Here is a 20,675-nt window from a genome sequence, read left to right as displayed (position 1 = left end):
TATGGGAAATTTAATTGGCGATAAAATCGCCATTTTCATCCCGGTTAAAAACCGGGACGATGGAAGTATAATTTATTTAAAAAAAGCGTATAGATTTCTCTCCCGAATATTCGGGACGATGCTTTATTTAAAATGACGAATTTAGTTGATCGCTATAAAAATCTCAACCTCAGCATGTTCACCATCCTGCGATTTTTCGCCGTAAACTTCCAGGTCGTAAGTGTATTTTCTGTTCAGTTCGCCATCGCTTTTCCAGATATCCATCCAGGTATTTACCACGGCATTGGGCATTGCTCCCTTAGCGGTGAACTTTTGAAAGTTTTCTGCCCCGAACTCACGACCGATCAATCCATCGGGAATGTTTTCGAGTGTAGAAACCGGAACGCCGATAATCGTTGTGTAGGCATCCGTATAATTGCTCACATAATCCGTATAAATGGTGATGATATCGTTGGAAACCTTGTTTGGTATTTTGTCGAAAATGTTTTCCGTATAAAATTGCGACCAGAGTTTGCCCAGATCTTCGGCCGATTGATTGTTTTGGTTGGTGGTGCGGGTAGAAATACCAATAATTTTGAAAGCGTCTCTCATAAGGTGTTTGCCGTTTAGGTAAAAAATAAACTTTTGTGCTTTTCAAAATTAATCAGGAATTACAAATAATAACAGGTTTTTATTTTTTATCCGTTTCAGTAAAAGCAAGTAAGTCATTCGCGTTTTGTTTGCCTTTTCTGGCGTTACGTGCAAAGGCGGCCGGAGTGGTGCCGCTGTAACGCTTAAATTCTCTGCTGAAGTGCGATTGATCGGTATAACCCAATTCATAAGCTAAACCAGCCAGGTTAACATCAGGTGTTGTCCATAGTCGGTTTCTTGCCTGTTCAAAGCGCATCAGGCCCGATACATCTTTAACAGTGTGGCCAGATGATTGTTTAAAGTTCCTTTCCAGTGTGCGCACGGTAACGTGTGCAGCCTCAGCTACTCCGCTAACCGGAAGATTACCCTTTGTTTGCTGCATGGCAATGCCCGCTTTATATAACATGCTGTCGGCAGCAACACCCGAAAGTGCTTCGAAGAAATATTGTTTTACCGCTTCGATTGCTTCTGCTATGTTACCTGCACTAATTAAACTGTTCAGATGGGGTTGCAGTTTTGCTATCGGATGTTCAAATACCTGTACACCTGATTTACCCGCAGGCAATCCGAGTAGATCGAACACCGTCCATGGAAAACACCTGATCCCAATGATTTCCAGTTGCCCTTTGGAAAAAAAATGAACCGGACGATTAAGTAAGCCCATTATAAAAGGTGAAGGCAATGGCTGTAAGCTCCCATTCTTTTCGATAGCGATATTCCCGAAATAGAAGATAATTTCTGCATAACCGTCGGGGATCACCTCATAACTGGATAATTCTTCGCCAGAAATTCTTTTGTTGTACCAAAAACATTTGATGGTATCCAGAAGGGCTTCGGGAGTTTCAAATTCCTGGTGTAACATGTTGAATGGTGGCATATTTAGAGGTTATGGCTATTCAAATTTAAGATGATCTATACAATGGTTGCGAATTAATTATTTCCTGCAAAAAAGATATTCCGGATAGCAATTATGAGGTTATAAATAATACTGTAAGATTTATTCACATTTAATTACAAATTCGGATCTGTGGATATTGGAACTGTGCTAATCTAAAAATAAAAATCAACAAATGTGATATGGATATTCAAGAGAAAAGCCGGTTGGGAAATGAAGATGATGAACAGGTTTCAACTGTTTTTTTGGTTTTATACCTGGCGAAAATAAACCGGATCTAAGAGGTGAGCAGGAGCAAAGGGAACCTGCAATTACCGGATTATCGCTGATTTTTATTGTTCTCGTTATTTTTAGTGCAGTTATACTCTATTGTGTAATAACAACGGCCTTACAAACTCCATTTAACATTAGCAGTACGGTAAAGCGTAATACCTTTTATTTTTTGCCACAGGGCTGGGCATTTTTTACAAGAGATTCAAGGGAGGAAAAACTTTGGGCCTATAAAAGAACCTATAACGGTTCGCTTGTTCCGTTAAGTCCGCCAGGAGGAAGTTTTACTTACCTGTTCGGAATTAACCGCGAAGGAAGAAAATTAACTGCTGAGTATAACCGGCTGCTTATTGGAGTTGATAGTGCTTTAGGCTTGCTTTCCTCGCTGGAGTTAAACCGGGTGCAGATTATGTGTATCTATTTCAGGTTTTTAATAAAAGAAACAATAACTTTTCCGAGCACTGCGTTTATAGGAAGTTCACCGTTAGTATAGGTTTTTAAATTTTCCTCCCTATCCAAAGGTGCATTTTTCAATACATGGTTCATACCTTGTATGGCAAAAAAAGATGCTTTTGAATTGGCTTTAGCTAATCGCTGGCCACTATCAGTACCGATTTGAAGATCGGTACCTCCACTGATAACAAGTATGGGCGCATTTATTTTTTTTATTTCAACTGCTGCGTGGTGCCGCATTGCTGAAATGAGGTATGCTTGCGTTGTCAGGCTAAACAGGTTTTGTATTGCCGGGCTAAGTTCGCCATGATAAAGATTTCCTTTCTTTAGGTTACTGATTATTGTTTTAGCGAGTTTTAAATCTGCAGTTTCCAAAGTTTTAGATAACTGGCCTTCAAGTACAGTTCCAAGATCAGTATCGTAACCGCTCAAACAGATCAGGCCAACCGGATGACTTTTAAGCGCGGAAGTAATGGCTATAGATGAACCCTCGCTGTGCCCCAGAACAATAACCTTTGAAAACCTTTCATCCTTTTTAAGTTGATCAACAAATGCAGAAGCATCATCAACATAGTTATCTACAACAATCTGATTATTGCCTAAAGCCTGTGCACTTTTTGCAACACCGCGTTTATCGTAGCGCAGGCTTGCTATTCCATTTGCAGCCAGGGTGTCGGCAAGCATTGCAAAAGAATTTGTAACTAAGGCATCACCCTGGTTCATATTCCTGTCTGTCGGGCCAGATCCACCTATCATTAACACAATGGGAACTTTTTCTGATGTTTTGGCAGGCAATAGTAAAGTGCCAAAAAGCATAGCTGGCGGTTCGCCTAAGGTATAATTATCAGGACTTGCTTTTCTGGCTGAGCCTGGTGCAGGGGTGGGTCTTGGTAACTGCCTTATGCCTGCAATTTGTCCGTCTTTTATCACCAGCAGGATATCCACCAGGGGGCGTTCGAATGTTAAGTTATACCTTTGCATTTCTGCACCAGCAGTAGATATATTCTTAGTATCGGTAATTTTTCCGAGCTGGTTCATTAACTGTCCGAAAAGATTATCACTCCCGTCTTTTCCAAGGGCTGATTTCATCTGTGGCGACATCATGTTGTAAAGCGAATCTTTTAAATTCTGGTTAAATGCGCCGGTAACTTGCTCAATAGTTATGCTGGTTTTTTGCTGGCCAACTGCGAAAAAAGAAATCAAAATGAAGAGAGGGATAAGCAGGTATTTTTTCATTGTTAAATGTTCTTAATATAAACCGATCAGGCGCATCTTTATGCGTTCCTAATGTAGCAAATTAATAAATCAATCATTTTTTTTCTATATAAAATTTTTTCTTTGTATGGATATTGATATAATTCAGGTTACTTTCTATCGCAAATACATCCGAATAAATAATCCTGATCAACTTTAAGTTATCTTCCCGGCATCAGCCCCTTTAATGGGGTTATCCGGTTCTTCTGGTTTGACGTTGGGGGTGAAGTTTGTCGATGGTTGACATAAATACGGCCAAACTAATAGGCTGTAAATATAAGTTTATTGGTCATTGTCCGCACCTGTTTTGCCAGCTCAAGTCCTGAGATTCTGGGCATATCGATGTCCATAAATATAAGGTCAACTTTGCCATGGTCGCCAAGTGTTCGCATCGCATTAACCGGATCGTTGTATGTACCAACCAGATTAGAAATCCGACGCCCCGCAGGTGGCAGACTTAAAGGGAGAAGAAATCTTCCGTGGTATCTATTTTGGAGAGGGAAAAGTAGCCACAACGTTAAAAGAGTGTCTACCAAACTTTTCTGAATGGCTAGAGGATCGTGATAAAAAACTGCTTTTCGATGCCGGGACTAGATTTATAAACCAAATAAACCAAAAGCATCCTGAGTTTTTCAATCATTTTGAAACCGAAATCAAGAGCGGTGATGTTGGCCGGGTTAAGGTTGCATTAATGGACGCAACAAAAGCTTTGCGCGAGGCTGCAGCATCAAACAGTGATATTGCCGATATCCAGGTGAATAAAGTGCAACAGGCAAAATTGTTAAAGCAAATGGGTGCCTATAATGTTAAAGGAATTAAGAAAGGGCAGTTAACTGCGCTATGGAGTAATATATATAAGGTCTTAACAACAGGTTAAGACCAAAAAAATACCTTAAAACTTTCGTTTTTGATAGGGCGTTCCTTCTCCATCTTCGCAATAACTTTTCAGGCTTAATAAAAACATGGCCCAGTTGTAATTGCACCACCGGTAAAATTCGGTCAGTTCGCGCCAATCAAAGTGTTTCAGTACAATTGCCGTTATTCCATCCTTTTCGGTAAGATCAAAGGAGATGCCGGTTCCTACCCATTCAGGATCTGTGGCGATACATTCCCAAAGTATCCTTTTGTTAGGCAATAATTCTAGCACTTTCATTTTTGTGGCGTAATCATCCCCGAAATCAAACTCATTTGTAAAACCCACTTCTGGTTTAACAATTAATTCCGTTGTCCAAACAGCCCCAAGCCCTTCTTGGGTACTTAATACTTTATAAACATCAGCAATGGGTGATTTGATGTAATTAATATGTTCGATTTTTTCCATTTTCCATTAAAACTTATCCTCGCTAAGATAACAAGTTCAATACTCAGTTTTGTTGGGCAGGCAGGACAATGAAAAGGGCAAACCGGACAATTAAAGCAGCCTTATTTATAGAGGTATTTGATCCAATAAATGGCTTGACTCACTACAAATAATGCCCAAACGATATAAAATGAATTTAAAAAGAACCTGTAATTTTTCGCTGTTAAAATACCCTCACCCCGTAATGAAGCCTTAATTTTTGTTTTCCAAAATGGCGTGAACATTAAAATGAGGGTTAAAAAGAATACGATTATTTGAAAATCGGTTGCCTTTTTATTAAAGCTAAATGCAGCCACGGCACCTACAGTGATTAAAAGCACCACCTGTAAAAAATAAAACAGCCATAATTTTACTTCTTCTACTTTTCTCACTTCCCATTCCTGATCAGAGTAATTTTCTTTTTTCATAATTAGTTTTTTAACTGTGTATCTTTAATTACTCCTGATCTGTTTTTGTTAACGTGATTTAGAAATAGAAATAAGGTATCATTTATATTTCAAATTTCTTTCCTTTAAAAGGGCCTCTAATTCTTTGTTTTTATATTTTGAATTATTTGCCAGTTTATAGGCGAAAAACAAAGGAATGAGGGTAAGAAACCCAAAAGTGTTTTTCATTACGCTGTAAAAGATAACCCCCAGCGAAAATCCAATCAATACCGCATTGGTTACAGCAGCGGTTTTCTGTTTTTTTGCTTCTTGCAGCAACTCCTCGTCTGTTAGTTCAGTTAGTTTTTTCTGTTCCATTAAAATATCCCGTTATTCTGATCTGTTATTATGGTTTTGCGCAAGGGCAACCAACGCTCAAATATATAAAATAGACGCTGCATTAGGGTTAAATTTAAACAAACTGATCGTTCATGTCGTGTAAATTATTTACTTCGACCAGCCAATAAAAAAGAAACTAGTTTTGTCATTAAACATGGTCGTAAAGGCTGATGAAGGCCTTTAAGGCAGGTGATGGTGGAACATCTTTCCTAAAAACCAAAAGTGTTCTCATCATACTCAATTCTTTTGGGATTGGAAAGGTTTTGATCTTCCTGTTGCCATAAAAGTTCGAAATAATATCGTAAGGTAAAAAGCTAAAACCAATGCCCGACTCAATAAAATTCACCACACCTTCAATGGAGTTCATCACCGTTTTATGGTATTGCGAAACACCTTTACTCACCAGCCACGAATCAAGCCTTGCCCTGAAAACGCAACCCTGGTCAAAAACAATAGCCTTTAACGGACTTCGTTTTAAAAGTTCATCGAGGCTCTTGCAATCAGCCGGTACAACAGCAACAATTTCTTCATCCTTTACTTTAAACTGTTCCAGTTCAGGGATATCCAGCGGTGCCGGAACAAATGCGGCATCCAGTCTGTAGTTCATTACGTCGCTGATCAGGGTAGAACGCATGGCCGATTTAAATTCCAGATCGATATAAGGGAATTTTAGAGCCAGCTCATTTACCAGTTCGGGGCCTTTGATGGCCATCATGGTTTCAAGTGTGCCGATTTTGATCTGTCCTTTTATAACTTCGTTTTTGCCAATAGAACGTTTTGCTTCATCAATTAAATGATTGAGCTGTTTGCTGTAGCGCATTAAAGTTTCGCCGGCAGCTGTAAGTTCTACCTTCCTGTTTGTGCGGTTAAACAATGGAACCCCAAATTCCTCTTCCAGGTTTTTTATACGGGCCGTTACATTAGATTGAACCGTAAACATGGCTTCTGCAGCTTTGGTAAAGCTTCCGTGGTGCGCCACCGCTTCGAATAAATTAAGATCGTTGGTATTCATTAATCATTTTTAGCGATTTTTTGTGGGTATTTAAATCGTTTTATGAGATTAAATGTACGGTCTATTTTTAAGAATAAAAAGCAGGAATAAAAAAAATGACGTTGTAAGTTTTTTATTTTGATCCTGGTGTTTTTAAGACAGAATATCAAACGATACTGATAGATTTAAAATAAAAAAGTCCATCTTTAGGTGAACTTTTAATTAATAATGTTTACTGAATAAATTTAGAACTTTTTTTACCTGCTTTGCCGTTATAGGTAAAATTTGCATACTATTTTAAGTTTACGAGGCGTGTGGTTGAGAATTTTTCAGTTTTCAATCATAACCACTAACTAATCGATGATGCATTATATCCAAAAAATTTCTTAAACGCATCCGAGAAATGAGATAAGCTTTCGAAGCCTACCTCGTCGAAAACAGAAACTGGTGTCCGATGTTGTTCTTTTATCAGGAAATGTGCCCGTTCAAGCCTTCGTTTTTTTATCCATCGCTCAGGAGTATCATTAAATGATTTTTTAAAATCGCGCTTAAATGTAGCAAGACTGCGACCACTTAACCGGGCAAACTGGGCAATGGGAACATTGTAAAGGTAGTTCTGCCCCATAAATGCTTCAATGTCAATTTTGAAAGGTTCCCTGAAATCAAAAAGCATATTTTTTAATCGCGAATTGTGGCGCAATACCAACTCAATCGCCTCATGTGTTTTTATTTCGGCCATGGTTGCTGTTAAGGGCATATCCGATTTAAAATAAGGAAGAACGGATTCAAAGTAACCTTTCAGGAAAGCATTCTGGCTCATGTTAATAACAGCATCTCCTGTGTATAAGCCATGCGCTATTTTATCCGTTTGCCCGCTATATTTTCTTAACGAATTTTGATCAAAAAAGACATTCAGCGATTGAAAAGGTGAGCCGTTTGCTGCGGGTTCTTTAATTGATTTTAATAATAAATTTTTTCGCAACAGGCCCACAGATCCCGGTCCATAGGTTAAAAAACCTTCATTATAATAAAAAGTAATGCTGCCGGTAATGATGTAAGACAAGACATGGTCCTGAACAATTGCCTCGCCACTTCTTTTTCTTTCAGAGGTGCAGCTATACAATATATTATGCTGTAATTCGTCGGCGGTCATATATTCAAAGATATGATTTTACCATAATTTATTTCATCTGGCTCATAATCATCCGGTCGAACATCGGGTCGCTCAGCCATTTTTTTGCGCCTAATATAATTCCGGCCATATAACCCTTTGCATAACGCGGTTTAGGCGATTTAACCTCAATCGAATTTTTGATTAATTCCGCAATCACTACAGGCGCTACATTGTTTACTTCGGATTTGGCAAAAACGCTTTTTGCTTTACTCGTCAACTCGCCGTAAGCGGTGTGTCCTGATCTTTTTTCGGCGCTGTCAAAAGCAATTCCTCCCCATTCCGTTTTTACACCTCCGGGTTCAATAATGATTACGTCTATACCGAAAGGTTTAACTTCCAGTCGCAGGCTATCGCTTAGCCCCTCTATGGCAAATTTACTGGCATGGTACCAACCGCCCAGTGGCGTAGCCATTTTGCCCCCAATAGAAGTGATATTTACAATTTTACCAAAATGCTGTTCACGCATGTAGGGCAATACCAGTTGGCATAATCGGGCCAGGCCAATTACATTCACTTCCAGCTGGTAACGGGCATCTTCCATTGGTACATCTTCAATAGCCCCATATGAGCCGAAACCTGCACTGTTTACTAGTATATCAATCCTGCCTTGTTCTGCAATGATCTGTTCCACAGCCTTAACCATTGATGTATCCTCGGCAACATCCATTGCTATGGTTTTAATGCCTGCATCTTTAAGTGTATTCATTTTATCGGTGCGGCGGGCAACTCCATAAACGGTGTAACCACTTTGGGCTAACAAACGGGCGGTTGCTGCCCCAATACCGGCAGACGCACCGGTTACTAATGCTACTTTTTTCATATTATTCATTTTTTGATTAATTATTATTCTATTTCTTGCTGAACCACAGTGTTTGGGATTTAAAGCATTAGCATGATCAAAACCTAATGCTTTTCTATTCTTGTTATTATGGTAAGTTGTTGGCTTTTCACTACCTGCTACCTGTAGTTGCAAACTATCGGGTGTGTTAATATTTGCCGAATCTCTGGTTATCAGGAGCGTTATTCGTGGTACATTTAGGTGCGTCAAACTGTCAGGAAGGAGGTTTTGTGGTAAATTGCTGCCTGTTGGCTTTAATTGCCTTTCTTTCTTACCTTCGTCTTCCACTTGCTTTTGCTGCATTTTTACCTGCTGCGTTTTACCGGTATCAATTTCATTTGTTTTAATCTTCGATGTTTGCAATGTTGCACCTTGAATGGCATGGTAATACTGCTCATTAAAACGCATAGAATATAACTCAAAGAGTGAGATGATAATTGCCAGGGCTAAAGTACCCAGTCCTGCGCCCATCCAAAATGAATTTCTGATTAAAAAAGAAAGCGTCAGGCCACTTAATCCCAATATGGCCCAAAAAATTCTGATACCGCGCCAGCCGCGGTGAGTCTTTTCAACTTTTGCCTTTTCTTGTTTTAAAAAGGCAGTCGGATCCTTTTGATACAATGCGATTTTTCCAGGCGTTGCTTTGCTGGTGTAAATGTGATCTGCCCCGCCTCCTATACCTAACAGCAGCCCAAACAAAAGCATGGGTATAGAAAAACCTTTAAGAAGCGATAGGGGAGAAGCCCATTTTAAAAATAATAAGCCACCAATTAACAGCAGCCCACCAATAATGGCACCCCAAAAACCATGTCTGGCTTCTCCATGGTAGTAGCTGATGATTGTTTGTAGTAAATCCATTGTTGTATATTTTTATAAAACAAAGGTCAACACTATACGGATGATTGATTTTAATGACAGGCTCAAATTGCTTTAATGAAAGGCTCATGTGTAGTTCTTATTTTATTGTAAGGATGTGTTTTAGCCATAGTTTAAGCCTTAAAGTAATTTGGCAACTATCTGATATAATGACAGTTGTTCGCTTTTGATTGGTTTTTTCAAAATTTAAGACTGATTTAACAGAAAGTACACCATGTAAATTTGACCCCAGCAACATCACAATTATAAACTTTTCTTTGCTGGAGGTGATATATTTGTTACGTTATCGTATTATATTTTATATATTTGAAACGTAAACATTATAATTATATGCGTAACAAAGAAGTTTTGACAAAAATTATCGAACAACTTTTCGAATTTGATAAACAATACCAGGGCGATGAAGATTATAGTATGAGCGATTTTATCGGTTATTTAAATGCAAATGAAGAAACCAAGCTGCATAGTGCCAGAGCGCTTGCGGGTAGTGAAGAAGAATGGGTGCGGAATAATCAAGATCAGAACACGGAGATCGCAAGAATGATTGTTTTTATTTATCGTTACGCCGTTGTATATTTTAAAAAAGGAATAAAAGAAAGTAATATCAATACACTGGACGAATTTTCATTTTTGATTGTCCTGATGACTTATCCATTCCTCACTAAAACAGAACTAATAACTAAGCTGATTATGGAGAAAACCTCTGGTATTGAGGTGATCAAAAGGTTGCTTAAACAAGAACTGATTCGTGAATTTGATAATCCAAATGACAAAAGGAGTATGATGGTCGCAATTACTGCCAAAGGTAAAAAGGAGTTAGCCGAATTATTACCTAAGATGGGTTTAGTAGGTAGCGTGGTTGTGGGGAACTTAACTGCTGCAGAAATTAGTTCTTTATCCTTTCTTTTGCACAAACTGGATTACCACCACCATGAAATATTTATAAACCACAGGGGTTTGAGTTTGGAAGAACTTAGCCAAAAATCAGCGTTCGCAAAAAAAGATGCTTAGTGGTGTTTATAAATAAGCCAATACTTTCTTCCAATAGAAAAATATAATTATAAAAAAGAGATGAATCCAAAAAAAAAGGTGCTAATATCTGGTGCGAGTATCGCAGGGCCAACTTTAGGCTTTTGGCTGACTAAATATGGTTTTGAAGTTACGATAGTTGAGCGTTCAACATCCTTGCGGTTAGGTGGCCAAAATCTTGATGTAAGAGGAGCTGGTCGTGCTATTGTAAGAATGATGGGCATTGAGAAGGAAATACTTGCGGCCAATACGGGGGAAATTGGATTACAGTTTGTAAATCGTGATAATGGTGTTGAAGCTGAATTTCCAGCAGGCAATGGCGATAGCTTTACCAGCGAAGCGGAAATACTCAGGGGCGATTTGGTCAACATCTTATATGAATGTACCAAAAATGAGGTAAAATATGTTTTTGGTAAGTATATCAACGCTATAAATCAAGCTAACAATAAAGTTGAGATTACATTTAACGACGATAAAGTCGAAGTGTTTGATTTATTGATTGCTGCTGACGGTGTGAGGTCTACAACAAGAAAATTAATTTTTGGAAACGAACCCGAATTAAAGTTTACAGGTCTTTATAATGCCTGGTTTACCATTCCCAGGATTGAAAGAGATACCAAATGGGCCCGTTGGTATACCGCGCCAAAATCGAGGGTTATGCTGCTCCGTCCTGACAATCACGGCACTATAAGAGCCTCTTTTAGCTTTCTTTCTGATGATAAAAGTTATATAAATCAATCCGATAGAGATAAGAAAAAAATATTAAAAGATAAGCTTACGGGGGCTGGCTGGGAAGAGGAGCGTCTCATGAAAGAAATAGATAATGATAATGAGGTTTACTTCGATGGGATTAGCCAGGTTCATGCCCCGCGATGGTTTGATGGCCGGGCGGGTATGATAGGTGATGCCGCTTATTGCCCAACACCTTTAACAGGTATGGGGACTACCTTAGCTATGGTAGGTGCATATTTGTTAGCTGGCGAACTTTTCCTTCATGATAAGCATGAAGAGGCGTTTTTAGCTTATGAAAAACGCATGCGCCCATTTGTGGAAAAAGTTCAGAAGCTGCCTCCGGGAGTACCCTGGCTTGCTCATCCTAAATCCAGCTTTGGGGTTAATTTAGTCAATACTGTGGCTGCAATTTTAGCAAGTCGTCCTGTAAATGCAATTAAGAGGTTTTTTAGCGGTAAAGAAAAAGACGTCACTAAAGATGATATTGAACTTCCTGAGTATGAGTAAACTGTTCGGAAAAAATCCGTTTATCGTAATATAATGGGAAATCTCCATGCAAATCTGGATATGCTTTCCTGATTTGTAAGAACGGATCAGGTGGAGCATCGTTTTATTTAAATACGTCAAGCTCACTGAAGGAGTTTTACTAATCCTGTATAAGGGGTAAAGATCGAAAATCTACGCCAATAGATGCGCCAATAGGTTGTAGATTTATCAAGCAAATTCTATGTAATGGCAGAGAAAAGGTTATATTTTAAATAAGCAGAAAATACTTTTATTGCGATAGAAAACTCACTCAATGCACCTTCAAACAAAAAAAGCCCATCTTTCGATGAGCTTTTAATCAGTAGAGTCAATCCGCGGAATGTCGACCTTTTATGAGCATTGTGAAGCCATCGTGAATTTTGAAAAAGTACTGGAAAACAAGGTAGCAGGACACAGGAAAAATTTGCCTACAATTGTTTTTCTAATTTCAAAATCTTTTCTTTAGTCTCACTTTCCGTTAGTTCTGTTTTTGTGTTTGATTTTAACAGATTTTCAAGTGCTATAATTTGGGCTTTTATTAATGCTTTTTCAGCATTTACTTTTTCATCCACATGAATACCAGTATGCTCCCAGTTCGTTTTTGTGACCGCATTTTTTTCAACTGATATTGGGATGAATAACTGATATTTTTTGCCAATAAAAAATACTTTTACTGGATTTGCTGCTCCATAGGTTTTATCTCCAATTACCTTTGCAATTTTATTTTGCTGTAAATTATATGCTAATGCTTCAGCGGCAGAAATGGTATTATTGTTTACAAGGAGGTATACTGGTTTATCTAAATACTTTTTGCCATTTACTTTTTTATATGTGTACTTCTCTTCGGTTTTATGATTATATCTGGTGTAAATCGTACTTAATTTAATTCTTTCATTAAAAAAATAACTTAAAAATAGCCTTACCATTTTGCCATCACCTCCTCGATTGTTCCTTAAATCTATAATCAAAGCATTTGTATTTGAAACAAAATTCATTGTAGCATCTAAAATTTGTTGAGCAGATTTATTTCCTTCTGGAAATCCGGTATATTCAATATAACCGATATTTCCGTCTAATCTCATCACTTTATCAAAACCATAATTCCACTGTTTATTTATAGCATCGTATTTTTTTAGCAATTCCTTTTCATTAACTGCTTTTTCTTCTTCTTTACCTGGACGGTATAATACATTGAAATGTAAATCATTTCCGTTTTTTGTTAAATATTTTGAAAGGGATTTTGCAAATTCTACATCAGTAAAATTGTCAAAAGTTTTAAGATCTATTTCTGATTTTAATTTTTTAGAAAGTTGATTTGCAACATCTTCAAAAATGTAATATTCATTAATTTTATCTGCTATTTCCAATATTTGTTTATTTCGTTCTGTAAAATCCTGGGCATTCGCTTTTGAGTTGAAGCAGATTACAACGTAGATTAATAATAGATTAAATACTTTTTTCATTTCTTAGATTTTACAATTAGTAATTATTTTATTTAATGTTTTTTCGAGTAAATTAATCTCTTCTAACGACAAACCATTTAGTGCTGTTTCTCTATTTATTTTTGCAATTGGGTTTATTAATTCCAGCGTTTTTTTTCCTTTTTCGGTTATTTCAAGATTAAATTTCCTCCTATCTTCTTTATGAATAGTTCTGTTCAGATAATCTTTTTTAACCATTAATTCTATCATTCTCGTGATGGATGCATTATCCTTAAACACAAGATTTGCCAATTCATTTTGAGAAATTTTGTCATCCTTGTTAAGGATTATTAAGACCAGACATTGATCTATTGTAATATCTTTTACAATTTTTGAGATATTCCTTTGTGATATTTTTCTATACTCCTTAATTGCTTGTTCAATTAAATAAAGTACTGTTGCTGTTGGGTTTTTGTTATTCATATCAATTATATTGATACAAATATAATTGATATATCAATATAAAACATAATAAAATGATTTTTTATTTTAAGCGCTTTCGCTTATGCACTGATGCTCATCTCATCTTAGCGAGACGCTAAGACGAAAGCTAACTAATTATAAATGTATCTAACCAAAAAAAGCCCATCTTATGATGAGCTTTTAATCAGTAGGGGCAATCCGCGGAAGTTCGAACTTTTATGAGCATTGTGAGGCTGTAGTCCATTTTGAAAATGTGCTGAAAAATAAAGTTGAAGGTCACTATCGAAAAAAGAAGTCTTATAATAAAAAGGAAGATTGATTGGATACTAAGAAAATTAGGATATTGTGTAAAAATCAACCAGGTGTTCACTGAAATATATATGCCGGCTTCCAAGGGATTTGATCAAATGCTAGAGCTCAAGAATTCTACTTGTTGTTGTCTCAATAATATTTTTGTTGATGAGGTTGTGGCAAAATTAGTTAATGAAGGTTGCTTTGTTCAGAAAGCTGTTTGGAAATTTTTTGACTGGATAGCCGACTTCCATATGTTTGCAATTTTAATTTTTAAATTCCAGTCATACTTTACTGTAACCTGGGATTCGTTATTTTCGTCTAGCAATTAATAGAAAGCGAGAAATTATATAACAAATTCATAAAATTATATAAAGTTCTTGCAACAGAAAAAGGTTTCTTGCGAACGTGAAAGTCATTGCAATTTTTTTGGTAATCTGCATGAGCCTGATTTCAGTTGTTACTGGAACAGTACAGGCTATGCAATACGATAAAGAGCCAAAATGTTGTATGCAATCAGGTATGGCTAAGCCATGCAAGTCGCACAAAAGCGATAAAGCAATGGGCATGTGTTTGACTAAACTATGCTGCAATGTGCCAGGATTTACCATAAACAAAGTGATTCAAATAGTGCCAACGGTTCCTATAGAAGTTAAAAATTGTTCAATTAATCTGGCGCGTAAAAGCACAATTGACTTTTCATTCCCTTTCTGGCACCCTCCGAAAGTAGTGTTGATATAAATAAACTAAAATTAACGCCGGTTTTTTTATCACAACAATAAAATATTCAAATGAAAAAGTTTCTTATCATCACATCAATGATGTTGATCAGTCTATCCACATATACGTTTGCAGGCAATACACCATGTTGCAATCGTAAAATGAACAATTGCAACAAATGCTCAAAATCCTGTACAAAAGGTATATGTGAAGATTATTGCAGTAAACAGTGCAAAGACATTGGTGGATGCAAAAAATGTAAATAATTACAAAGCCGGGAACTTTTCCCGGCTTTGCTGTTTATGAAGGGTTGTAGCCAAATGATGTGATCAAACCATTTTGCTCTGGTATTAGCAGCTTTGTTCTAGAGAAAGATAAATACTTGGTAAATAACTAAATTTGAGCTACCAGCCGATAAAAAACAACAACATGGAACACACCTATAAAATAACCGGAATGAGCTGTCAGGGCTGCCGGACCAAAGTTGAAAATGCGCTGAATGGCATTGATGGCATTTCCGCAAAGGTATCCCTGGAGCCGGCTGAAGCCATCATTACAATGGAAAAGCATATCCCAACAGAGAAATTGCAGGAGGCGCTGTCTGCCGCCGGACATTACGGCATTGAAATGGGTGGTCAAGAAAAACATGTTATAAAAGCGGTTGAACATATAGATCATTACCATCGTGGATTATCCCATGGACAAAATTCCAGCGCTCAAAAGCTTGGTAAAAATGGAGCTGAAGGGTTATTTTATTGTCCGATGCACTGCGAAGGCGATAAGACCTATGATAAGCCGGGGCATTGCCCCGTATGCGGGATAGACCTGGTAAAACAACCTGTAAAGAAAGTCTCTTCACAGTTTACGTGTCCTATGCATCCCGAGATTATCAGGGATAAACCGGGCGCATGCACAATCTGCGGCATGGACCTAATCCCATTGGGGGTAGATATTGAAGAGGAAGATAAAACTTATGAAACCCTGCTCAAAAAATTCCGGGTAGCCACAATTTTTACCATACCCATTTTTGTTATAGCCATGACTGAAATGATTCCAAATAATCCTTTGTTTGATCTATTGGAACTTAAGTACTGGAACTGGGTTCAGTTCGCGCTTTCTATTCCCGTAGTTTTTTATGCTACCTGGATGTTCTTTCAGCGGGCATGGCAATCTATAATAACCTGGAAACTGAATATGTTTACCCTGATAGGAATTGGTGCAGGAGTTGCCTGGGTTTTTAGCCTTGTCGCACTTCTTTTTCCTGATTTTTTCCCTGATCAGTTTAAAACACATCATGGTACTGTTTTTGTTTATTTTGAGGCGGCGACCGTGATCCTGACCTTGGTATTGCTTGGCCAGCTTTTGGAAGCCAGGGCACATGGCAAAACCAACAGCGCCATTAAGGAGCTGCTGAAGCTAGCCCCGAATACAGCAACAAAAGTGGTCGGGGATAAGGAAATATCAGTATCTATTGATGATATCCAGAAAGGAGATCTGCTGAGGGTTAAGCCAGGTGAAAAAATCCCGGTAGACGGGAGTATCAAAACTGGGGAAGCTGTAATCGATGAATCCATGATTTCCGGTGAACCCGTTCCCGTGGAGAAGAATATCGGGGACAAGGTAAGTTCGGGCACGATCAATGGAAATAAAACCTTTGTGATGCTTGCAGAGAAGGTGGGTTCAGAAACGCTTTTGTCGCAGATCATAGAAATGGTGAATTCGGCCAGCCGCTCAAAAGCGCCCATACAAAAAATGGCGGATAAAATTTCAGGTTATTTCGTGCCTGTTGTGGTATTGATTTCCATCGCAACGTTCATAGTGTGGTCAGTATACGGCCCTGATCCAGCCTACGTTTATGCTTTTGTAAATGCAATCGCGGTATTGATTATTGCATGTCCATGTGCTCTGGGCCTTGCAACCCCAATGTCGGTAATGGTCGGAGTAGGTAAGGGTGCTCAGTCTGGGATACTGATCAAGAATGCCGAGTCCCTTGAGAAAATGAATGCGATTGATGTAGTGGTCATCGATAAGACCGGTACGGTAACCGAAGGTAAACCTTCGGTAGAAAAGGTGGTCAGTGCAGATCCGGATTTTACAGAGCGGGATGTTCTTGAAAAAATTGTGGCTTTGAACAGCAGCAGCGAACATCCATTGGCTCAGGCAACTTTGCGTTATGGGGAAGAAAACAAGATAGATGTTAAACCTATATCAAACTTTGAGGCGATCACGGGAAAGGGAGTAATAGGTAGTTTGAAGGCTGAAAAACTGGCTTTAGGGAACCAAAAATTAATGGAACATGTTAAAGCGGCAATTGATCCTGAATTAGAGGAACAGGTTAGGGCCACTCAAAAGCAGGGTAAAACCGTTTCTTATTTAGCTGTAGGAAATAAAGCTGTCGGATTTGTTGTGATTTCTGATAAGATCAAGCCTTCCAGTGCAGATGCAATCCGAAAACTGCAAAATGAGGGAGTCGAGGTAATCATGTTTACAGGCGATAATGAGGATACTGCAAGGGCAGTAAGCGAAACCCTGAGATTGGACGGTTTCAAAGCTCAGATGCTGCCAGAGGATAAGCTCAATGAAATAAAAAACCTACAGGCCCAAGGCAAAAACGTAGCTATGGCAGGCGATGGTATCAATGATGCGCCTGCACTTTCTCAGGCTGATATCGGCATTGCGATGGGCACGGGAACGGATGTAGCCATCCAGAGTGCAGCCATCACATTGGTGAAGGGCGATTTAAATGGAATCGCAAAAGCAAGGTTGTTAAGCCATAAAGTCATGGCTAATATAAAAGGAAACCTGTTTTTTGCCCTGGGATACAATGTATTCGGCATTCCGATAGCGGCAGGTATTTTATATCCGTTTTTTGGGATTTTACTTTCTCCTATGATAGCTGCACTAGCTATGAGCTTTAGCTCAGTTTCTGTTATCTTGAATTCCCTGAGATTGAGAAAAGCAAAAATTGACTGATCTTTTTTGCCCGCAAAGAAAAATTTAGTTGTTATTAATGGCGTGATAGAAGATCGTAGAATAGATGAAATCATCGCCGACGGAGCAAAACCAGCTTTCTACATTTCGCTGATAGCAATGATACTCTTTTTAAATATAACAATCTGGTAGGATAACTTAGCCTGCTTTGGAAATTCTTTTAGAACATTTAAATTCTTGGAAATAAAATAAAATGTAAACTAGCCTTTATAAAGATTGGAATATCAAACCCGCTAAAGTTGGCAGGTTTGATATTTTAGGCCAGTTATCGTTTTGATCTTCAGGCAGATCTAGGGGCATAAATTATAATGCAGGCACCAATGAGCGCTATTGTTGCTCCGATAATGTCCCATTTATCCGGCCTGAACCCATCGACTTTCCATGCCCACAATAAGGCAAGTACAATAAACACTCCACCATAAGTGGCATAAACCCTCCCGAAATTAGCCGTCTGCCACGTAGCAACTACACCGTAGGCGATCAGGATCAAGCCACCGATCAGTCCGTACCACATAGGTTTTCCCTCCTTCAGCCATAGCCAGATAAGGTAACCGCCACCAATTTCACAAAGTCCGGCCAGCACAAAAATGGCCAATGATCTGATTATATCCATGTATTCTTTTGTTGCCTATTTACTCGTTTTGTTTTTTGCCCTGGCCACGGTGCAGCCGATTGCTTTTGTTGAACTCACTGTTAGCGCTTTCCCTGCATTCAATGATTTAATGGCATCTTCAACATAGTGGGTGCGGCTTGCATTTGCTTCCTGCGGATCGTCATCAAGAGCGCCGGTATATTCAATGATCAAGCCCTTATCGGTTTTTCTCGCCAGAAAAAGGTGCGGGGTTTTGGCAGCACCATAGAGATTGGTGATCTTTTGGCTTGGATCAAACAGGTAGGGGAAAGTATATTTCTTTGCGGTAGCTCTTTCCTGCATTTTATCAAAACTATCTCCCTTTGAGATTTCAGGGTCGTTAGGGTTAACGGCAATCACGGGATATCCCAGTGGCGTTGATATTGAGTTGAGGGCAATGATCCTTTGCTCATAGGCCTGCGCATACGGGCAGGTATTACAGGTAAAAACGATTACAAAACCCTTGGCTTTTGGAAAGTCACCAAAGCTGGCCAGCTTACCGTCTATGTTTTTAAGTTTGATATCAGGGGCTTTACTGCCTACCGGTAAGGTATTGATCTGTGCAGTTGCAGAAAGTGAGACAACTGCAAGCAGGAGAATAATGTAATTTTTCATGATTATTTATTTTGTTTATAGAAATCTATTAATTCCGGATAGGTAAATTCCTGTTCTTTGAATACCCGTTTGTTTTTTGTTTTATTGACCAGTAAAGTGGCAGGTAGGGCCCCAGACCATTGCTTATCTATTCTTTCGATGTATCGCTGCTGGTCGGCCTCATCCAGCAGGTAAACTTCGTTTTTTAGTTTCAAGCGTTTTACCAAGGGAACAACTGCGCTTTTCAGTTTAGATTTGAAGTCCAGGCTCACCAGCAGTACTTTGACCTTGCTTTCTTTTAGGGACTGGCCCAGCTTCTCAAAATGCGGAAGCTCTTTCAGGCAGGGCATGCACCAGCTTGCCCAGAAGTTTACGATATAAACAGTGTCTTTTCCCTTTTCAAAGCGCTGCTCCAGCCCATCCAATTTCAGAAAACTGACGGTCTGGCTTTTTGCCGGAGAGCAAAAACAGACGATCAATAACAGCCAAAGAAACAACAATTTTCCCATGTACAAATCTATTTAGAATTTATGAGGTTTATAGCCCAAGCTCGGTGGCGATAAATTCTTTCGCCCCCTTATTTCCTGTAATGCTGAAGGTTATCGTGCCTTTATTGACAACTGCAATATTGAAGTTGAAAAAATCGCAGCACATGCGCTCACTTTTAATGAACTCGGTCAACATATCCAGGGTCTCATCTTTTCCGTTGAAAACATAACTATAACCGTTTTCCAGTTCTATTTTTTTAGTAAAGTTATCTTTTAGGTTCTTGATAACGGTGGCTTTACGTTCCTGCAATTCCGGAGTTGTCAGCTTACAGCCCATCACCGTGTCTTTTTGGTTTTCCATCATTAAAGTTTTTTGTGTTTTGGATGATGGCGTGGGTTCCGCTTTTTGCTGCGCCTGCGCATAAGGGGCAATAAGCAACGCCATAGCGGTCAGTATTATGCTAATTTTCATACTTTCATTTTCGGTTGAATTGTCAGCCTTGCAACCACAGTTGTCGCCACAGTTTACAGGCTTGCGTTTTGAGCTGTTCAAGTCATACAGAAAAGCCGCCCCACCGAGCAGAACCAGTATAAACCCTGTTTTTTCCAGATAGAAGCTCAAAGCCGAAACCGATGCCATCCCGATGGAAGCTGCAATCATAGGAAGCAGACAGCAGACCGAACATAAACCGATACGAACAAATCCCATTTTCTTGAACATTGATATCATGAGCAATTGAATTTTTTTCATCACGTTTATTAAATACATTTACAAATATAAACCGTGGAGTATAGTCCACTGTCAAGAGAAATTTTATAATAATTATGCTGATAGGTGAATTGGTAACAAAAACAGGTCTTTCCAGGGATACAATCCGTTTTTATGAAAAGCAGGGCCTGATCGCGGTGGACAGAAAACAACGCCGGGACAATAATTATAAAGAGTACTCCGAAGAAGTATTGGAAAAACTGCTAACCATCAAGCGGCTGAAGAATTTTGGTTTTACACTGAATGAATCTGCTGAAGTGCTGGGCATGATCGAAGTCAAAGAAGCTACCTGTAGCAACGTGAGCGATATGATCGATAAAAAAGTTGCACTGCTGGACGCTAAGATTATGGACATGATCTCCTTAAGAAACCAGCTGATCGCTGGCGTGAAAAAATGTGTAGACTGCTGTACCCCTGAAACACCTGAAGACAACTGCCCGATCCTGGTCTCCGACAGCTTTCTTGACCAATAACATCCTATCTGAAGTTCAATCAT

At 38.8% G+C, this 20,675-nt stretch carries 23 protein-coding genes; 7 read left to right on the top strand and 16 right to left on the bottom strand.

Annotation, left to right across the window (positions count from 1 at the left end):
• Positions 1-141: 141 nt before the first annotated feature.
• Together R2R28_RS14030 and R2R28_RS14025 are read right to left on the bottom strand one after the other, a co-directional pair.
• On the bottom strand, positions 142-591 hold the full coding sequence (locus R2R28_RS14030) for a GyrI-like domain-containing protein (protein ID WP_316826310.1): 450 nt from the start codon (positions 589-591) through the stop codon (positions 142-144).
• Between the two features lie 79 nt (positions 592-670).
• Complete coding sequence (locus R2R28_RS14025; protein WP_316826309.1) at positions 671-1,507, bottom strand: helix-turn-helix domain-containing protein; 837 nt, start codon at positions 1,505-1,507, stop codon at positions 671-673.
• A 271-nt stretch (positions 1,508-1,778) separates the two neighbouring features.
• Here R2R28_RS14025 and R2R28_RS29185 point away from each other — a divergent pair, with 271 nt between their 5' ends.
• Positions 1,779-2,288, top strand: coding sequence for a hypothetical protein (locus R2R28_RS29185; protein WP_410479179.1), 510 nt, complete (start codon positions 1,779-1,781; stop codon positions 2,286-2,288).
• Here R2R28_RS29185 and R2R28_RS14020 read toward each other — a convergent pair.
• Both R2R28_RS14020 and R2R28_RS29180 read right to left on the bottom strand, forming a co-directional pair.
• Entirely contained in the window at positions 2,213-3,484 is a 1,272-nt protein-coding gene (locus R2R28_RS14020; protein ID WP_316826308.1) for a serine aminopeptidase domain-containing protein, read from the bottom strand. The genes R2R28_RS29185 and R2R28_RS14020 overlap by 76 nt on opposite strands.
• Positions 3,485-3,762: 278 nt before the next feature.
• The gene (locus R2R28_RS29180) at positions 3,763-4,017 is read right to left on the bottom strand and encodes a response regulator (RefSeq protein WP_410479175.1); all 255 of its coding nucleotides are present in this window, start codon (positions 4,015-4,017) and stop codon (positions 3,763-3,765) included.
• Between R2R28_RS29180 and R2R28_RS14015 the strand changes: the two genes are divergently transcribed.
• Entirely contained in the window at positions 3,951-4,379 is a 429-nt protein-coding gene (locus R2R28_RS14015) for a hypothetical protein (protein WP_316826307.1), read from the top strand. The two genes, R2R28_RS29180 and R2R28_RS14015, sit on opposite strands and share 67 nt — an antisense overlap.
• A 15-nt stretch (positions 4,380-4,394) precedes the next feature.
• Here R2R28_RS14015 and R2R28_RS14010 read toward each other — a convergent pair whose 3' ends face one another.
• The 6 genes from R2R28_RS14010 to R2R28_RS13985 form a co-directional block, all read right to left on the bottom strand.
• A complete protein-coding gene (locus R2R28_RS14010) occupies positions 4,395-4,823 on the bottom strand; it encodes an SRPBCC domain-containing protein (RefSeq protein ID WP_316826306.1) in 429 nt (142 codons plus the stop codon).
• Positions 4,824-4,924: 101 nt separating this feature from the next.
• Positions 4,925-5,269 (bottom strand): hypothetical protein, encoded by a 345-nt coding sequence (locus R2R28_RS14005; protein WP_316826305.1) that lies wholly within the window; start codon positions 5,267-5,269, stop codon positions 4,925-4,927.
• A 78-nt stretch (positions 5,270-5,347) separates the two neighbouring features.
• Positions 5,348-5,605 carry a hypothetical protein gene (locus R2R28_RS14000; RefSeq protein WP_316826304.1) on the bottom strand — a complete coding sequence of 86 codons (258 nt, stop codon included), beginning with the start codon at positions 5,603-5,605 and terminating at the stop codon, positions 5,348-5,350.
• Between the two features lie 169 nt (positions 5,606-5,774).
• A complete protein-coding gene (locus tag R2R28_RS13995; protein ID WP_316826303.1) occupies positions 5,775-6,638 on the bottom strand; it encodes a LysR family transcriptional regulator in 864 nt (287 codons plus the stop codon).
• 328 nt (positions 6,639-6,966) lie between these two features.
• A complete protein-coding gene (locus R2R28_RS13990) occupies positions 6,967-7,770 on the bottom strand; it encodes an AraC family transcriptional regulator (protein WP_316826302.1) in 804 nt (267 codons plus the stop codon).
• A gap of 28 nt (positions 7,771-7,798) precedes the next feature.
• Complete coding sequence (locus R2R28_RS13985) at positions 7,799-9,487, bottom strand: oxidoreductase (protein ID WP_316826301.1); 1,689 nt, start codon at positions 9,485-9,487, stop codon at positions 7,799-7,801.
• A gap of 348 nt (positions 9,488-9,835) precedes the next feature.
• On the opposite strand from R2R28_RS13985, the gene R2R28_RS13980 reads away from it, so the two are divergent.
• Both R2R28_RS13980 and R2R28_RS13975 read left to right on the top strand, forming a co-directional pair.
• Complete coding sequence (locus R2R28_RS13980) at positions 9,836-10,516, top strand: MarR family winged helix-turn-helix transcriptional regulator (RefSeq protein WP_316826300.1); 681 nt, start codon at positions 9,836-9,838, stop codon at positions 10,514-10,516.
• Positions 10,517-10,576: 60 nt separating this feature from the next.
• The gene (locus tag R2R28_RS13975; protein WP_316826299.1) at positions 10,577-11,773 is read left to right on the top strand and encodes an FAD-dependent monooxygenase; all 1,197 of its coding nucleotides are present in this window, start codon (positions 10,577-10,579) and stop codon (positions 11,771-11,773) included.
• A gap of 446 nt (positions 11,774-12,219) precedes the next feature.
• On the opposite strand, the gene R2R28_RS13970 is transcribed toward R2R28_RS13975, so the two are convergent.
• Together R2R28_RS13970 and R2R28_RS13965 are read right to left on the bottom strand one after the other, a co-directional pair.
• Positions 12,220-13,254 carry a S41 family peptidase gene (locus R2R28_RS13970; protein ID WP_316826298.1) on the bottom strand — a complete coding sequence of 345 codons (1,035 nt, stop codon included), beginning with the start codon at positions 13,252-13,254 and terminating at the stop codon, positions 12,220-12,222.
• 3 nt (positions 13,255-13,257) lie between these two features.
• Entirely contained in the window at positions 13,258-13,695 is a 438-nt protein-coding gene (locus R2R28_RS13965; RefSeq protein ID WP_316826297.1) for a MarR family winged helix-turn-helix transcriptional regulator, read from the bottom strand.
• Positions 13,696-14,427: 732 nt separating this feature from the next.
• Between R2R28_RS13965 and R2R28_RS13960 the strand changes: the two genes are divergently transcribed.
• Both R2R28_RS13960 and R2R28_RS13955 read left to right on the top strand, forming a co-directional pair.
• On the top strand, positions 14,428-14,727 hold the full coding sequence (locus R2R28_RS13960) for a hypothetical protein (protein WP_316826296.1): 300 nt from the start codon (positions 14,428-14,430) through the stop codon (positions 14,725-14,727).
• A gap of 408 nt (positions 14,728-15,135) precedes the next feature.
• The gene (locus R2R28_RS13955) at positions 15,136-17,679 is read left to right on the top strand and encodes a heavy metal translocating P-type ATPase (RefSeq protein ID WP_316826295.1); all 2,544 of its coding nucleotides are present in this window, start codon (positions 15,136-15,138) and stop codon (positions 17,677-17,679) included.
• 298 nt (positions 17,680-17,977) lie between these two features.
• Here the strand turns inward: R2R28_RS13955 and R2R28_RS13950 are convergent, their stop codons facing one another.
• Genes R2R28_RS13950 through R2R28_RS13935 form a run of 4 tightly spaced genes read right to left on the bottom strand, consistent with a single transcriptional unit; the run spans position 17,978 to position 20,161 of the window.
• Positions 17,978-18,310, bottom strand: a complete 333-nt coding sequence (locus R2R28_RS13950) for a YnfA family protein (protein ID WP_265836279.1) — start codon at positions 18,308-18,310, stop codon at positions 17,978-17,980.
• Positions 18,311-18,325: 15 nt separating this feature from the next.
• Positions 18,326-18,943: a thioredoxin family protein gene (locus R2R28_RS13945; RefSeq protein WP_316826294.1), complete on the bottom strand. Its 618-nt coding sequence runs from the start codon at positions 18,941-18,943 to the stop codon at positions 18,326-18,328.
• A 2-nt stretch (positions 18,944-18,945) separates the two neighbouring features.
• On the bottom strand, positions 18,946-19,431 hold the full coding sequence (locus R2R28_RS13940; protein WP_265836281.1) for a TlpA disulfide reductase family protein: 486 nt from the start codon (positions 19,429-19,431) through the stop codon (positions 18,946-18,948).
• Between the two features lie 28 nt (positions 19,432-19,459).
• Positions 19,460-20,161: a hypothetical protein gene (locus R2R28_RS13935; RefSeq protein ID WP_316826293.1), complete on the bottom strand. Its 702-nt coding sequence runs from the start codon at positions 20,159-20,161 to the stop codon at positions 19,460-19,462.
• 74 nt (positions 20,162-20,235) lie between these two features.
• Here R2R28_RS13935 and R2R28_RS13930 point away from each other — a divergent pair, with 74 nt between their 5' ends.
• Positions 20,236-20,652 carry a MerR family transcriptional regulator gene (locus R2R28_RS13930; RefSeq protein WP_265836283.1) on the top strand — a complete coding sequence of 139 codons (417 nt, stop codon included), beginning with the start codon at positions 20,236-20,238 and terminating at the stop codon, positions 20,650-20,652.
• The last annotated feature ends 23 nt before the right edge of the window (positions 20,653-20,675 follow it).

The organism is Pedobacter miscanthi, from assembly GCF_032678605.1.
Lineage (GTDB): Bacteria > Bacteroidota > Bacteroidia > Sphingobacteriales > Sphingobacteriaceae > Pedobacter > Pedobacter miscanthi_A.
The sequence above is the reverse complement of the archived record's forward strand: the minus strand, read 5'-3'. Positions and strand labels throughout refer to the sequence as shown.